Source organism: Bradyrhizobium sp. UFLA06-24 (assembly GCF_054967145.1).
Genome location: NZ_JADFUE010000005.1, coordinates 100321 through 115395, shown reverse-complemented (window position 1 = coordinate 115395; position 15075 = coordinate 100321). Strand labels below are relative to the sequence as shown.

The 15075-nt window shown below is 65.2% G+C and carries 11 protein-coding genes; 5 read left to right on the top strand and 6 right to left on the bottom strand.

Annotated elements, in window-relative coordinates; translation table 11 throughout:
• Nucleotides 1-59: 59 nt before the first annotated feature.
• Nucleotides 60-5840, bottom strand: coding sequence for an apolipoprotein A-IV repeat region-like domain-containing protein (locus IF809_RS07015; RefSeq protein ID WP_462837186.1), 5781 nt, complete (start codon nucleotides 5838-5840; stop codon nucleotides 60-62).
• A 392-nt stretch (nucleotides 5841-6232) separates the two neighbouring features.
• Between IF809_RS07015 and IF809_RS07010 the strand changes: the two genes are divergently transcribed.
• Together IF809_RS07010 and IF809_RS07005 are read left to right on the top strand one after the other, a co-directional pair.
• Entirely contained in the window at nucleotides 6233-6607 is a 375-nt protein-coding gene (locus IF809_RS07010) for an Hpt domain-containing protein (protein WP_453983020.1), read from the top strand.
• A gap of 174 nt (nucleotides 6608-6781) precedes the next feature.
• Nucleotides 6782-7102 (top strand): 2Fe-2S iron-sulfur cluster-binding protein, encoded by a 321-nt coding sequence (locus tag IF809_RS07005; protein WP_008143731.1) that lies wholly within the window; start codon nucleotides 6782-6784, stop codon nucleotides 7100-7102.
• 16 nt (nucleotides 7103-7118) lie between these two features.
• On the opposite strand, the gene IF809_RS07000 is transcribed toward IF809_RS07005, so the two are convergent.
• Entirely contained in the window at nucleotides 7119-7586 is a 468-nt protein-coding gene (locus IF809_RS07000) for an acyl-CoA thioesterase (protein WP_453983021.1), read from the bottom strand.
• A gap of 182 nt (nucleotides 7587-7768) precedes the next feature.
• On the opposite strand from IF809_RS07000, the gene IF809_RS06995 reads away from it, so the two are divergent.
• The gene (locus IF809_RS06995) at nucleotides 7769-8797 is read left to right on the top strand and encodes an NAD(P)/FAD-dependent oxidoreductase (protein WP_462837185.1); all 1029 of its coding nucleotides are present in this window, start codon (nucleotides 7769-7771) and stop codon (nucleotides 8795-8797) included.
• 106 nt (nucleotides 8798-8903) lie between these two features.
• The gene (locus IF809_RS06990; protein ID WP_462837184.1) at nucleotides 8904-9503 is read left to right on the top strand and encodes a DUF2147 domain-containing protein; all 600 of its coding nucleotides are present in this window, start codon (nucleotides 8904-8906) and stop codon (nucleotides 9501-9503) included.
• Between the two features lie 21 nt (nucleotides 9504-9524).
• Here IF809_RS06990 and IF809_RS06985 read toward each other — a convergent pair whose 3' ends face one another.
• Nucleotides 9525-10670, bottom strand: a complete 1146-nt coding sequence (locus tag IF809_RS06985) for a hypothetical protein (RefSeq protein WP_462837183.1) — start codon at nucleotides 10668-10670, stop codon at nucleotides 9525-9527.
• A 344-nt stretch (nucleotides 10671-11014) separates the two neighbouring features.
• Here IF809_RS06985 and IF809_RS06980 point away from each other — a divergent pair, with 344 nt between their 5' ends.
• Nucleotides 11015-11371, top strand: coding sequence for a hypothetical protein (locus tag IF809_RS06980; protein ID WP_462837182.1), 357 nt, complete (start codon nucleotides 11015-11017; stop codon nucleotides 11369-11371).
• 50 nt (nucleotides 11372-11421) lie between these two features.
• Here the strand turns inward: IF809_RS06980 and IF809_RS06975 are convergent, their stop codons facing one another.
• The 3 genes from IF809_RS06975 to IF809_RS06965 form a co-directional block, all read right to left on the bottom strand.
• A complete protein-coding gene (locus IF809_RS06975) occupies nucleotides 11422-11691 on the bottom strand; it encodes a hypothetical protein (RefSeq protein WP_453983025.1) in 270 nt (89 codons plus the stop codon).
• Nucleotides 11692-11883: 192 nt separating this feature from the next.
• Nucleotides 11884-13425, bottom strand: a complete 1542-nt coding sequence (garD, locus tag IF809_RS06970) for a galactarate dehydratase (protein ID WP_462837181.1) — start codon at nucleotides 13423-13425, stop codon at nucleotides 11884-11886.
• A 194-nt stretch (nucleotides 13426-13619) separates the two neighbouring features.
• On the bottom strand, nucleotides 13620-15068 hold the full coding sequence (locus IF809_RS06965; RefSeq protein WP_462837180.1) for an aldehyde dehydrogenase family protein: 1449 nt from the start codon (nucleotides 15066-15068) through the stop codon (nucleotides 13620-13622).
• Nucleotides 15069-15075: the final 7 nt, after the last annotated feature.

Here is a 15075-nt window from a genome sequence, read left to right as displayed (position 1 = left end):
AAGCAAAACGGAGGCCGTGAGGTCTCCGTTTGCATTCCCTTGCTAGTGAGCCCGGCCGCTTAACCCAGCCGTCCCGCCGCATGCGCGAGCAGCGTGTACACCAGGCCCGTCTCCGAAGTCAGGTGGCTGCGCAGCTCCTGTGGACCGCGGTTGTCGCGGGCGACCTCGTCGAGCAGCCGTTCGAACTCGCCGATATAGCGGTCGACCGTGCTCTTGAAGTTGCGGTCGGCGCGGTACTTGCGGGCGACCTCGTCGAAGGCCTTCTGGCCGGCCGGCGTGTACAGGCGCTTGGTGAAGGCCTTGTTCTCGCCGCGCTGGTAGCGGTCCCACATCTCGGCCGCCAGGTTGCGGTCCATCAGCCGGCCGATGTCGAGCGACAGCGACTCCAGCGGATTGCTGCTGGCCTGCGGGGCCTGCGGCTGCGGAGCGGGGGCAGTCTGGCGGCTACGCGGAGCCTCACGTCCGCTCGGAGCGGCCTGGCCCGCATCGGTGCGGTTGAGCAGATCCGACAGCCAGCCGTCGCGGCCGGGGTCGTTGCCGCCGGGGGCGACCGGCGGAGCCTCGGTACGACGCGAGGAACCGGGCAAGCCGAGGTCTGGCGGCGGCAGCGTCGAGGCACTGCCGGTGTCGCGCATGCGGGTCTCGGTCACACGAACGCCCGCAGTGGCCATCATCGGCTCTTCCTGGCGCTGGACGACGACAGAAGCGCGGCTCGTCGTGGTGACGTCGAGGCCGCGGCCGTGCTGGGCCACGATGCGGTTGAGCTCGGCGAGCGCCTCGATCTGGTCGACGATCACCTTGCGCATCTGCGCGGTGCTCTCGGCGGCCTCCTGCGGCATCTCGAGCACGCCGCGGCGCAGCTCGTTGCGGGTGGCCTCGAGCTCGTTGTGCATCTCCAAGGCCATCTGCTTCATGCTGGCGACGAGGTTGCCGAACTTCTCGGTCGACTGCTTGAACATCGCATCCGCCTCGTCGGTGGTCTGACGGTAGATGTCCTGCATGGCCTCGATGGTCTGGCGGTGCTCTTCCTCGGACGCCACGCGCACCGCCTCGAACTGGCGGGTGATGGCGGCCGAGCCTGCGCCGGCGGTCTCCGCGACCACGCGGGCGATGTCGCGGGCCCGCTCTTCGGCCGCAGCGAGCGACTCATCGAGCAGCCCGGTGAAGCGCGACAGGCGCTGGTCGAGATCGGCGGTGCGCAGGTCGATGGTGGTGACGAGCGATTCCAGCGCCGCCTTGCGTTCGGCGAGCGAGGCGGTGGTGTTCTTGTTGCTCTGCTCGACAACCTGAGCGGCATCGACCAGCGCCTTGCCGTGCGCGTCGAACTGGGTCGACAGCTCACCGAGGTCCTGGAGCGCCTTCGTGGTCTTCGAATTGAACACGTTGAGCTGGTCTTCCAGGTTCTGCGTCGCTTCCCCGTTGCGCGAGGTGACGTCGTTCATCGCCGAGACGAAGTCGGCGACACGCGTCACCAGCGCCCGCTCGAGCGAATTGAGGTTGTCGTGGGCGCCGGTCAGCACCTCCTGGAGGAGGATGTTGCCTTCGCGCAGCCGCTCGAACAGGGCGACCGTGTCGGTGCGCAGGATCTTGCTGGTCTCCTGCATCTCGGTGACGGCCGCGATCGAGACCTGGCGCGACTGGTCGATCGCCGCACGCGAGGCCGCCTCGAGGTCCTTGAGCGAGCGACCGACCGCGCTGGTCGCAACTTCGCTCGCCGCGTTGATGGTGCGCGCGACTTCGTTGCCGTTGCCCATCATGGTCTGCGAGAAGGCCTGGCCGCGCGTCTCAATCGACTTCAGCGCGTCGGAGGTGACGCGGTCGATGTCGAGCGTGAGCTGGCTGGTCTTCGAGCCGATCGCGTCCACGAGCGAGCCGCGCTTGGCGTCGATCATGTTGGAGAGGCGGTCGGCCTGCTGCTGCACATAGGTGACGATCTCGTCGGTCTTGCCGGTCATGGCCTGACCAAAGCTCGAGCTGGCCGCGAGCACCGAACGCTCGACGTCGGCCGAGCTGGACTTGACCCGCGAGCTCGCCTCGTTGGAGGCGGAGATCAGCGCGTTCTGGGCGTTGAGCGCGCTGCTCTGGATATCGCTGGTCGCGTTCGCCGTCGCCGTGCTCAGCGCGCGCTCGATCTCGGTCGAGATCGTGCGGATCTGGCTCGCGGCATCCGCCGAGGTCGAGGTCAGCGAGGTCTGGGCCTCGCGGGCGCTGTTGAGGATGGTCGAGGCAGTGTCGGCGCCGACGGCGGTCAGCGTGCGCTCGATGTCCGTTGTCAGCGACTTGATTTGGCTCGCCGCGTCGGTCGACGCGGTGATCAGGGTACCCTGGGCCTCGCGGACACCGCTGGTGAGAGCCTCGATGGTGGCGCCGCCGGCGGTTGCCAGCGCGCGCTGCATCTCGGCTGCGAGCGAACGGACCTGGCTGGTCTGCTCGGCCGAAACCGCGAGCAGGGTGCTCTGGGCGTCGCGGGCGCTGGCCGTGATCGTCTCGGCGGTGGTCTGGCCGACCTGCGACAGCGAGCGGTGCACCTCGGCCGCGAGCGACTTGACCTGGCTTGCCGCATCGGAGGACGCATTGACCAGCGTGCTTTGGGCTTCGCGTGCGCCGGCCAGAATGCTCTCGGCGGTCGAAGTGCCGGCCATTGAGAGCGAGCGCTGCACGTCGGCGGTAAGAGCCTTCACCTGGTTCGCCGCATCCGCGGATCCCGCGACCAGCGTGTTCTGGGCCTCGCGTGCACCGCTCATAATGGTTTCGGCAGTCGAGGTGCCGGCCATCGAGAGCGAGCGCTGCACGTCGGCGGACAGCGCCTTGATCTGGTTGGCGGTCTCGGTCGAGGCCGCGATCAGCGCGCTCTGCGCATCGCGCGCGCCGGCGGTGATTGATTCCGCCGTGGTGGTACCGGCCAGCGACAGCGAGTGCTGCACGTCGGCGGTCAGCGTCTTGACGTGGTTGGCCGCATCCGAAGACGCCGTGACGAGCGTGGTCTGCACCTCGCGGGCGCCGGCCAGGATCGAGGCCGCCGTGGCCGAGCCGGCCGCGGAGAGCGTGCGCTCGACGTCGGCCGCGAGCCCCTTGATCTGGTTGGAGGCATCGCCCGAGGCGGCAATCAGGGACGACTGCGCCTCGCGGGCGCTGGTCAGGATCGAATTCGCAGCACCCGTGCCGACCGCAGTCAGCGCGCGCTCGACCTCGGCGGAGGTCATCTTGAGTTGGGCGTTGACGTCGGAAGAGACGGTCATCAGCGACTGCTGCGCGGCGCGCGCACCGGTCTGGATCGTCTCGCTGGTGTTGACCACGAGGTTGGTGAGTGAGCGCTCGGCATCTTCGACATGCGAGCGGATCGCAGTTGAGATCATCTCGGCGCGGGAGATCATGTCCTCGCTGGCCTGGCGGCCGCTGCTCTCGATGCGGCCGGCGACGGCCTCGACACGCGAGCCGAGCAGGTCTTCGAACTGCGCCACGCGGACGTCGATGTCGCTCGCGACGGAGCCGGCCTTGGTCTCGATCGCCTGCTGGATCTCCTGGAAACGCGCCGTGACCGTGTCCGTCAGGTGCATGCTGCGGCCATCGATCAGTTCGCCGACACTCGTGATGCGGCGGTCGACGGCCTCGATCGCCTGCGCCGTGCCGTCGGTGAGCGTCGAAGTCAGTAGGGTCAGGCGGGTGTCGATCGACTGCACAGCCTGCGAGGCGCCGTTGGTCACCGCTGACGTCAGGTAGGTCAGGCGGGAGTCGATGGACTCGAGTGCCTGCGTCGCGCCGCCGTTGAGGGTGGTGGTGAGATGGGTCAGGCGCGTATCGATCGACTGGATCGTCTGCGAGGCGCCGTCGGTCAGCGTCGTCGTGAGGTGGGTGAGGCGGGAGTCGATCGACTGGATCGCCTGCGTCGCACCGTCGATCAGCGTCGTCGAGAGCGTGTTGAGGCGGCCGTCGATCGTCTCGGTCACGGACTTCGCGCGGGCGTCGAACGACTGCTCGAGGGCGCCGACCCGGCCGCCGAGCTGTTCGTCGAAGGTCTTGATGTGGCCTCCGATCGTGTTGTCGAGGCTTGCGATCTTGCCGTCCAGCGAGGCGTCCAGGCTGGACACGCGCTCACCGATCGTGCTCTCGAACTGCACCAGGCGCTGGTCGAGAAGGGCCGTGATCTCGCCGCCGTTGGAGCTGAAGCGGGCGTCGAAATTGTCGACATAGGTCTTCAACGATTCGTGGATCTCGTGCGTGCGCTGGCCCATGCGCTCGACGATTTCGCCGCCGAAGGTCTTCACGGTGCGGTCGAACTCGGAGATGTGGCGCGTGATCAGGGCACCCAGCGTGCCGGAATCGCGGGCGAACTTTTCGACCAGCTCGCTCCCCTGGTTCTTCACCAGTTCGTCGAACGCGCTCATCTGCAACGACAGCGAGTCGTGCGCGGTCTCGGTCTGGCTGACGACCTTGGCGACGAGGGTATTGACGGTGGCGTCGAGCGCTTCGCTCGCCTTGTCGCCTGAGGTCATGATCTGGCCGGCGAGGCGGTTGCCGGCGTCGTCGATCTTAGCGGACAGGTCGTTCGAGCGCAGCTCGAGCTCGAGCAGCAGCGAGTCCGACGAATTCTTCAAGCTGTCGTGCACCTGCTCGGTGCGCTCGGAGATGCCGTCGACGATCGCGGCGGAACGCTGCTCGAACTCGCCGGTGATGCGGTCGATGCGCTCGTTGAGCATCTCGTGGACACGGTCGGCGAGGTCGACGAACTCGTCGTGGACGTGGCCGGTCTTGAAGTTGAGGCTGGTGGTCAGCCGCTCGCTCGCGTCCAGCACTGCGCGAGTGGTCTCTGCGCTGGCCTCCTCGAGACGGTCGAGCAGATCGCCGCCACGCTCGCCGAGCGCCAGGATCATGTTGTCGCCGGCATGGCTCAGCGCGCTCGTGATATGGGCGCCGCGCTCTTCCAAAGCGCCGGTGATGGATTTTGCGACTTCGTCGACGCGGGAAGCGATCGCGTCCGAGATCAGCGCGATGTCGTGGCGCAGGTCGATCTGCACGCCGGAAATGGCGCTGCGAACTTGTTCTGCCTGGCCGACCAGGTTGTCGCGCTGATGGGCGATGTCCTGAAGCAGGGCACGGATGCGGACTTCGTTGTCCGAATAAGCGCGCTCCAGCGCCGCGACCTCGTTGGCGACCAGCGTCTCGAGCTCGCCGGCGCGCGCAATCGCGCGTTCGATGCCGTCGCCCATCGCCGCGACCTCGCGGCGGATGGCCTGGCCAACGGTGACCATGGAATCGGAGGCCGAGCCTTCCGGCTCGGAGAAGCGGATCGCGACCTGCGCCATCGCCTGCGCGACCTGGCTCATCTGCTGACCGCGCCAGACCAGGCTGGCCAGGAAGTAGAACAGCATGATCGGCGCGAAGAACATCGTGGCAAGGCCGGCGATGGCCAGCACGCCGCCGCTCTCGCCCATCGCGGCCCGGATCGAGGGCAGGAAGCCGACCGTCAGCGCGGCGCAAGCCGCCAGCCAGACCACGGTGAAGATGGTCGCGCCGGTATAGATGTTGCGGGCAGGGCGGCCCGTTTGCAGCGACTGGAGCAATTGGCCGATGGTCTCGCGGTCGTCATTGGCGGCGCGGCGCGAGGGGCGAGGTTCCTCGACGGAATCGAACACCGCACGCTCGTTGGCGGCAGGACGCGGCTCGAAGGACGGCTCGTCGAACACGGGAGGTGCGGGCGGTGCGACCGGAGGCGCGGTTTCGTTGCGCATCGAGGCGTTGCGGCTGGTATCGGCAGCCGTATCGCTGATGTTGAGGGCTTCCTGGATCGCAGAAAGCGCAACTTCTGTGGGGTCTTTGACCTTTTTGGGAGTATTGGCCATGTTCAGTCCGAGCCCTCGTTATTTGTACGCGTCCCCCCGCGAGCCCTGCGCGCTACGCAAGCCCACAGACCGGATCATGCCGCTTGCGCGGATCTCCGAGCCATCCCCACCCGGACGGCTTGTCCGCCAATTTCTGCAACATCCTATTGGCAGAGCGTCGCGAATGAAATGCCCGCGATTAAGACATTCTTAATCATCGTTAACAGGAATGGGCCGTAACACCTTAGCCCTAAATGAAATTCTCCACCGGACTCGGTAGATTGCGGCAACTTTTCGTCAAGAACCGGGCAGATTTGCGTAAAGCAGCCCGAACACTTCGTTAACCATTTCCATGCTTCGGTGGGGAAACCGCCGAGCCGGCGGACCATCGCGCGATGCCGGGGGCCTGCGCCATGACGCCTGAACTGCAACGGATGGACTGGATGCCCTCGCCCCCGCTTGCGCCCATCGACAGCCCGCTCGACCTCGGCCACCTTTCCCGGATGACGCTCGGCGATGCCGAACTGGAGCAGGAAGTGCTGGCGATGTTCGCCGAGCAGGCCGTCAGGCTGCTCGCGGCGATGGCTGCGCTTCCGCCCGAGACCGGCGCGCTCGCCCACAAGCTCAAGGGCTCGGCGCGGGGAATCGGTGCCTTTGCTGTGGCGGATGCCGCCGCTAGCTTGGAGGCCGCGATCCGGCACGGCCATGACCAGCCGCAGGCCTTCGCAGCGCTGAAAGAGGCGGTCGCCGAGGCCCGCGCCGCGATTGAAACGATCCTGAAGCACTAGGCCGGCCCAAGCTTGCCGGCGACGATAGGTTAGCGGCTTGTTTCCAGGGGCTTTCCCCGCGCGAACCGGCGCCGACTTCGCGACAAAACGCTATGGCGCCCGCCTGACCGACCCGTTATAGGACAGCCCAGACCCTCATTACTCCCAATCAACATCGCGGCAGCACGAGCACACATGGCCAAGATTCACTTTGTCGACCACAAGGGCGAAACCCGCACGGTGGAAATCGAGAACGGCGCGACCGTGATGGAAGCCGCCATCCGCAACAGCATTCCCGGCATCGAGGCCGAGTGCGGCGGCGCCTGTGCCTGCGCGACCTGCCATGTCTATGTCGACGAAGCCTGGCGCGAGAAGGTCGGCAGCCCGACGCCGATGGAAGAGGACATGCTCGACTTCGGCTTCGACGTGCGCCCGAACTCGCGCCTGTCCTGCCAGATCAAGGTCTCCGACGAGCTCGACGGGCTCGTGGTAGCGACGCCGGAACGGCAGGCCTGATCGTCTCTCCCAGCTATCAGCTGTGCGGCGGCGCGACATCGATGCCGCGCTTGTGCCAGGGCTTGAACTTCGCGATCACCTCCGCCGTCAGCGGGGACGGCCGGCGTGTCGTCTCGTCGAGCAGGACGCCGACCGAGGTCGCCGAGGCGATGCATTTTCCTTCCGAGAACACGACCTGCTCGAATGTCACGGACGTGCGTCCCAGCTTCACCACGCCGAGGCCGAGCTCGATCGTGTTCGGCCAGCGCAACTCGGCACGGAAATGCATGTCGAGCCGCACCATGATCCAGGCGAGGCCAGGCGGCGTCAGCCCGTATTGAGGAAGCTTCATCAGCGTGACACGTCCGGTCTCGAAATAGGTGGCGTAGACCGCGTTGTTGACGTGCTGGTTCGGATCGAGATCGCCGAAGCGGACATTGTCGCTGAGGCGAAAAGGAAAGTCCTCCAGGCGCGGCGTCGTATCGAGGCGGCTTGGTGCGTTCACCGATTGATCTCCGTCATATCGCATCCCGTTACAGCCCAGTTATGCTGGCCCGGCAAGTGGGCGCGGCCGCGGGGCGCTCCCGCTTTTATGCCTTCCCTGATCCATCCCCGTTGGTTAGACAGACAAAGTCACCTCGGCCCGAAGGGCGCCGTCCCACCGATAACGATCGATAAAGAGACGACATGAGCGATGTGATCAAAACCGATGTGCTGATTATTGGCGCCGGCCCCTGTGGCCTGTTCGCCGCTTTCGAGCTTGGCCTTCTCGACATGAAGGCGCATTTCGTCGACATCCTCGACAAGGTCGGCGGCCAATGTGCCGAGCTCTACCCGGAAAAGCCGATCTACGACATCCCCGGCATTCCGCAGGTCTCCGGCCAGGGCCTCACCGATGCGCTGATGGAGCAGATCAAGCCGTTCCACCCGACCTTCCATCTCGGCGAGATGGTCGAGACGGTGGAGAAGATCGGCGATCCCGCGTTCCGCTGCACCACGGATGCCGGCAAGGTGTTCGAATGCAAGGTGCTGGTGATCGCAGCCGGCGGTGGCTCGTTCCAGCCCAAGCGCCCGCCCGTGCCGGGGATCGAGGCCTATGAAGGCACTTCGGTACACTATGCCGTGCGCAAGATGGAGGCCTTCCGCGACAAGAACGTGCTGATCGCCGGCGGCGGCGATTCCGCACTCGACTGGACGCTCAATCTGCATCCGGTTGCCAAGCGCATCACGCTGTTGCACCGTCGCGACGAGTTTCGCGCAGCACCCCATAGCGTCGAGCAGATGCGCGCGCTGGTGGCGGGCGGCAAGATGGATCTCAGGCTCGGCCAGGTCACCGCGCTGTCGGGCGCGGATGGCAAGCTCTCCGGCGCCACCATCAAGGGCAACGACAACAGCGTCAGCGATATTGCCTGCGACACCATGCTGCCGTTCTTCGGCCTGACCATGAAGCTCGGCCCGGTCGCGAATTGGGGCATCGCGCTGGAGAACAATTTGGTGCCGGTCGAGACGAGCGCGTTCGAAACCAACGTACCGGGCATCTTCGCCATCGGCGACATCAACACCTATCCCGGCAAGATCAAGTTGATCCTGTGCGGCTTCCACGAGGGCGCGCTGATGTCGCAAAAAGCCCACCGCTACGTCTATCCGGAGAAGCGGCTCGTGTTCCAGTACACGACCTCGTCCTCCAGCCTGCAAAAGAAGCTCGGTGTCAACTGACCGCTACGCGAACGGGGCAGGCACCCCATGTTTCTGGCGCTGGAACCGTTCGCGAAATCGCCGTAGTCTGCGGCCATTGCAGTGGCGGCTTAACAAGGTGATCATAATGCGGAATCCTTTTTCGAGCTTTCGGCTGCTCTCGCTCCTGACGCTCGCCGTCGTGGCGGCGATTGGCATGACGAAACCGGCTGCCGCGCAACAGCCGACCGCCGCAGGCCTGTGGCAGAAGGTCGAAGACGGCAGGCCGGTGGGCTGGTTTCTCTTCATCGACCACAACGGCATCTTCGAAGGCGTGATCGCCAAGACCTTCCCGCGTCCCGGCGACGATCCGAACGAGGTCTGCTCGAAATGCACCGACGATCGCAAGAACCAGCCGGTGCTCGGGCTCTCCTTCATCCGTGACATGAAGCGCGACGGGTTGAAATATGAGGGCGGCAACGTGGTCAATCCGCGCGACGGCAACGTCTGGAAGGCCAAGATGAGCGTGAGCCCGGATGGCCAGGTCCTGACCATGCGCGGCTTCCTCGGCATCTCCCTGTTCGGCAAAGATGAGACCTGGCAGCGCCTGCCGGACGCCAATCTGGCTCAGGTCGATCCGGCCATTATCGCCAAATATCTTCCGGCGCAGGCTGCCGCGACCGTGCCGAAGCCCGCGCCGGCGGCGAAGAAGGGCGGTGCGATGATGGCGCCGGCGCCCAAACAATAAGCGCTGCCAAGGTGACGAGCCTCAATACGTCCGCGCCTTCTGGCAAGGCGCGTAGAACGTGCCGTTGCCGGCAGCGACACGCTCGAGGCATTGGCGGGCATCGGTGATCTCGCCGTCCACCTCAAAATAATAGGCCTGCTGTCCAAGGCTCAGGACGTAATGTCCTGGCGGAAGTTCGAGGTCCGCATCGCTGGCGTGAAGCTCGTACATTTCGGATTTGCCCGGAATCGGCGCGATCCGAAATGGATAGGAGAAGTTGCGGATGACGCCAGCGTCCTCTCCGCCGCCCGAATTCTTGCTGGCACCGTTGGTGGAGAACTCTCTCACTTTCGCGACCACCCGGACCTCGAGGCGCTCTGGGATCACATTTGAAATGTCCCGGCGAAACACGATGAACTTGACGTGCCCGTTCGGCAGATGCGGCCGGTCGGGCTTCTTGAACTCCGGTGAGATCGCAATTCGCATGTCCGGCGCCATCACGCTGATTGCGTTCAACTCAGCAAGCGATTTGTCGTCGATCAGGGCATAGATGCCGTAGTCGGTCGGAAGCACAGGCATCGGCGGAGGCGGGGCGGAAGGGACCATTTCGGGCTTGGCCACCGTGACGGTTGCCTCCGGCTTGGGCGCGACCAGCGCGATCTCCGGCGCTTGCGAGGAAATCAGCCGGCGTAGCGCAGCGATCTTGTCTCTGTGCGAAACGATCAGGCTGACCGCGCTGACGACAACCAGGATGGCCGCTGTCCGCTTGATCACCGGCCAGAGGGGGCCCGGGACCGCAGGCAGCTTGCTGCGGGACGTTCCGATGCCCGGCGGTAGCACGGTCGCGGAGCCGGAGACCAGAACACCGCTTGCTTCGCTGATCCTGGATGACGTGAGTTGTTGTTGCGGCAGACGCTCCAGCGGCGCCTGCTCGCGCGAGAACTTCTCGACCTCGTCGATCGCGACCTCGAGGGCCTGCTTCATATTATCGATGTTCTTCGCGTCGGCGTAAGTGAACTGCTCGGTGAGCTTGTAGCGCGCGAGATCGTAGACCATCTGCCGCCTGGCTTCAGCGTCGCCCTTCACCGTGTCGAGCATGCGCGAAATCACCAGCGCGAACTGCACCTGGTTGGCGGGCAGATCGGTCGGATCCTGTTGACCGGGAAGTAGGTCTCTGGAGTCGCTCATCGCGCTGACGGTCCAATGCCTGTCACGCCGATACCCAATTCTTCCATGCGAAACAGTCGCTTAATCGATTGCGGCCGCGCCCGCGCCAGCTTCGTACACGTCCTGGCATGACAAGGAAAGTCTCCGGAGCAGGACGATTGGATTATCGTCACGTCACATCTGCAGGAGGACAGCCGGCTTGGGCGCGCTTGTCGCGCCAGTAGTTCCCCGGGAATGCGCGCTGGCGCTGGATTTGCATAGTAATCGGCAAAGCTGCCGGAGGAACGAGTCGCCGCTGCCGCGCCCGGCGAAGGGCGTGAGGGATGTCGCTTGTTCCCTGCGGGGCCGATCCGTGAGATGACGCAATGAGGCTTGCAAGACTGTGTGCAGCGACGCTGCTGGTGGTGATGACGCTGCTGGCAACATCGGCCTTCGCGCGGGATGACGGACGCTATGCAAACTCGCCCCTCAAACCCTGGTTCGAGGGCCTGCGCAGCGAGTACGGGCAGTGCTGCTCGGACGCCGATGGCTATGTCGTCGCCGACGTCGATTGGGAGTCCGACAAGGGGCACTATCGCGTGCATCTCGACGAGGAGTGGGTCGTCGTTCCCGATGGAGCCGTGATCACCGAACCAAACAAGATCGGCCGCACCATGGTGTGGAAGCACTATATCGACGGCCACCCGCGGGTGCGGTGCTTCATGCCGGGCAGCATGACGTGAATAATGATGGCGCCCGCACGAGATGCGGGCGCCATCAGTGACGTAAGAGCTCAGCGTGCTTCGTTGTCGGAGCTCGCGCTGGCGAGCCGCTTGACGCGGGGTGACAGCACCATCATCTGCACGGGCGAGGCCGGCATGCCGGCGACCACCATCGTGGGTGCGGCTGATTGCTGCTCCACGCCGGCGCTGCCGAGCACCTGCACTTGCATCGTCGAGATCGGAAACGACTTCGCCTCGTAAGAGGGAAGCTCGCCGGCGAAGGCGCTGGCCGTGCCTGCAATCATCGCGCCGGTAACGGCAATCAGTGTAAGAACGCGCATATCAAAATCTCCGTGAAGATAGCAATCGGAGATTTGGTCGCGGCACTGCCTTAACAGGTTCGCCTGCTTGCGGGCATTCGTCTCTCTTCGCGGTCTTATTTGGTTGCGTGGCACGTGCGCGATGAAGCGAGAAAGAAGCTTTTCACGCCTTTGTTTCGGGACCGTTTCATCCAATCGCGCGACAATTGCGGCTCAGGTCACCGGCGCTGGATTGAACAGCGTGAGATCGTTGTGGATGCCCCAGCGGTCCGACCACGGCTTGGTGCGGCCGGAGGCGACGTCGAGGATGAGGTGGAACAGGTCCCAGCCGGTTTCCTCGATGGTCTTGGCGCCGGTGGCGATGCCGCCCGCATCGAAATCGATGAGATCCTTCCAGCGGCGCGCCAACTCGGTGCGGGTGGCGACCTTGATCACGGGGGCCGCCGCAAGTCCGTAAGGCGTGCCGCGACCGGTGGTGAACACCTGCAAGGTCATGCCGGAGGCAAGCTGAAGCGTGCCGCAGATGAAGTCGCTCGCCGGCGTTGCCGCGAACAGCATGCCCTTTTGCGTGGCCTTCTGGCCGGGCGAGAGCACGCCGGTGATGGCTGATGAGCCCGACTTGACGATCGAGCCGAGCGATTTCTCGACGATGTTGGCGAGACCGCCCTTCTTGTTGCCGGGCGTGGTGTTGGCACTGCGGTCCGCGCCGCCGCGGGCCAGATAGGAATCATACCAGGCCATCTCGCGCACCAGCGCGCGGCCGACGTCCTCGTTGATGGCGCGGCGCGTCAGCAGCTGAATGGCGTCGCGCACCTCCGTGACTTCGGAGAACATTACGGTGGCACCGGCGCTGACCAGCAGGTCCGCAGCGAAGCCGAGGGCTGGGTTTGCGGTAACGCCGGAGAAGGCGTCGCTGCCGCCGCATTGCAGCCCGATCACGAGATCGGAGGCGGGGCAGGTCTCACGCTTGCGGGTGTTGAGCACCTTCAGTCGCGCTTCAGCCTGGGTCATGATGGCATCGACGATCGCGCCAAAACCGTCGAAGGCTTCGTCCTGCATGCGGACGATGGCATCGTTGACGCCTTCCGGCACCAGCCGCTCGGGCGCCAGCTTTTCGCAGCCGAGGCCGACGACCAGGATCTCGCCGCCGAAATTGGGATTAAGCGCGATGTTCTGCAGCGTGCGGATCGGCACTACAGCGTCGGGCGCGGTGATCGCGACGCCGCAGCCATAGGCGTGCGTCAGCGGCACGACGTCGTCGACATTGGGGTACTTCGGCAGCAGCTCGGCACGGATGCGCTTGACGGCATATTCCATCGTGCCCTTGACGCATTGCACGGAGGAGGAGATGCCCAGAATGTTTTTTGTGCCGACCGAACCGTCGGGATTGCGATAGCCTTCGAAAGTGAAGCCTTCGAGCGGCGGCAGCGGTGCGGGGACGGCGGTGGAGATTTCGAGCTTGTCCAGGGCAGGGGCCTCCGGCATGCGGATGCGGGCCTCATCGACCCATTCGCCGGCCAGGATCGGCGAGAGCGCGTAGCCGATCACCTCGCCGTAACGGATGATCGGCTGACCTTGCGCGATGTCAACGAGCGCGGTCTTGTGCCCTTGCGGCACGAAGGCGCGCAGCGTCAGCCCGCAGGCAAAGCGGGAGCCGGCGGGAAGCCCGAAATTGTTGACCACAATCGCGACGTTGTCGCGCGCGTTGAGCTTGATGTAGCGGGGCTGTTCTTTCGCTGCGACGTCCTGGTCCATGGACTTTCCTCAAGAACGGTAAAAGCCGTGCTTTCGATCACCTCTCCCCGGAGGGGAGAGGTCGGCGCGTAGGCGCCGGGTGAGGGGCCGCGGCTCCAACGAAAGGACGCAACCCCTCACCCGGATCGCTGTGCGATCCGACCTCTCCCACAGGAAGAGGTGGGCACCTGCGCCGCGGCTCGATCATCCGCCTGTCAGCCGGGATACGTATAAGCCGTCTTCACCGTGGTGTAGAACTCGCGGGCGTAGGAGCCCTGCTCGCGGGCGCCGTAGCTCGAGCCCTTCCGGCCGCCGAACGGCACGTGATAGTCGACGCCGGCGGTCGGCAGATTGACCATTACCATGCCTGACTCGCTGTTGCGCTTGTAGTGCGAGGCATATTTCAGGCTGGTGGTGCAGATGCCGGAGGCGAGGCCGAACTCGGTGTCGTTTGAGATGGCGAGGGCTTCCTCGTAGTTCTTGGCGCGGATCACCGCGGCAACGGGCCCGAAGATTTCCTCGCGCGCGATGCGCATGTTGTTGTTGGCCTCGGTGAACAGTGCCGGCTGGAGATAGTGGCCGGGATTCTCGCGCTTGAGGAGCTCGCCGCCGAAGGCGAGCTTGGCGCCCTCATCCTGGCCGATCTTGATGTAGCGCAGGTCCTGGTCGAGCTGGCTCTGGTCGACCACCGGGCCGATATGCACGCCGGCCTTGAGCGCATCGTCCACCGAGAGGCTGTTCAGCCGCTCGGCCACCGCGGCAACGAAGCGGTCGTGGATGCCTTCGGTGACGATCAAGCGCGAGGAGGCGGTGCAGCGCTGGCCGGTGGAGAAATAGGCGCCGTTGACGGCTACCTCGACCGCGGTTTTCAAGTCCGCGTCATCTAGCACCACCAGCGGGTTCTTGCCGCCCATCTCGAGCTGGAATTTCTTCATCGGGTTCGACAGCACGCAGGCCTGGGCGATCTTGCGCCCCGTCTGCACCGAGCCGGTGAACGAGATCGCGGCGACGTCAGGATGCTCGAGCAGGGTCTGGCCGACCACCGAACCGGAGCCGACAACGAGGTTGAACACGCCGGCCGGAATGCCGGAGCGGGTGATGATCTCGGCGAGCGCATGCCCGGAGCCCGGCACCAGCTCGGCCGGCTTGAACACGACCGTGTTGCCGTAGCAGAGCGCCGGCGCGATCTTCCAGGCGGGGATCGCGATCGGGAAATTCCAGGGGGTGATCATGCCGACGACGCCGACCGGCTCGCGGGTGAGCTCGACATCGAGGCCGGGGCGGACGGAAGCACCCTTCTCGCCGATCAGGCGCAGCGCCTCGCCGGCGAAGAACGCGAAGATCTGGCCTGCGCGCGCAACCTCGCCGATGCCCTCGGGCAACGTCTTGCCTTCCTCGCGGGCGAGCAGGCGGCCGAGCTCTTCCTTGCGGGCCAGGATTTCGGTCGAGATCTTGTTCAGCGCGTCGTAGCGCACCTGCGGCGTCGACTGTGCCCAGGCAGGGAAGGCGGCCTTCGCGGCGGCGATCGCCTTCTCGGTCTGCGCCTTGTCGGCCTTGGCGTATTCGCCGACGAGGTCATTGGTGTTGGAGGGGTTGATGTTCCTGGTGACGCCGGAGCCGTCGACCCATTCACCGCCGATGAAGTTCTTGAGGATCGCAGTCATCTCTTTT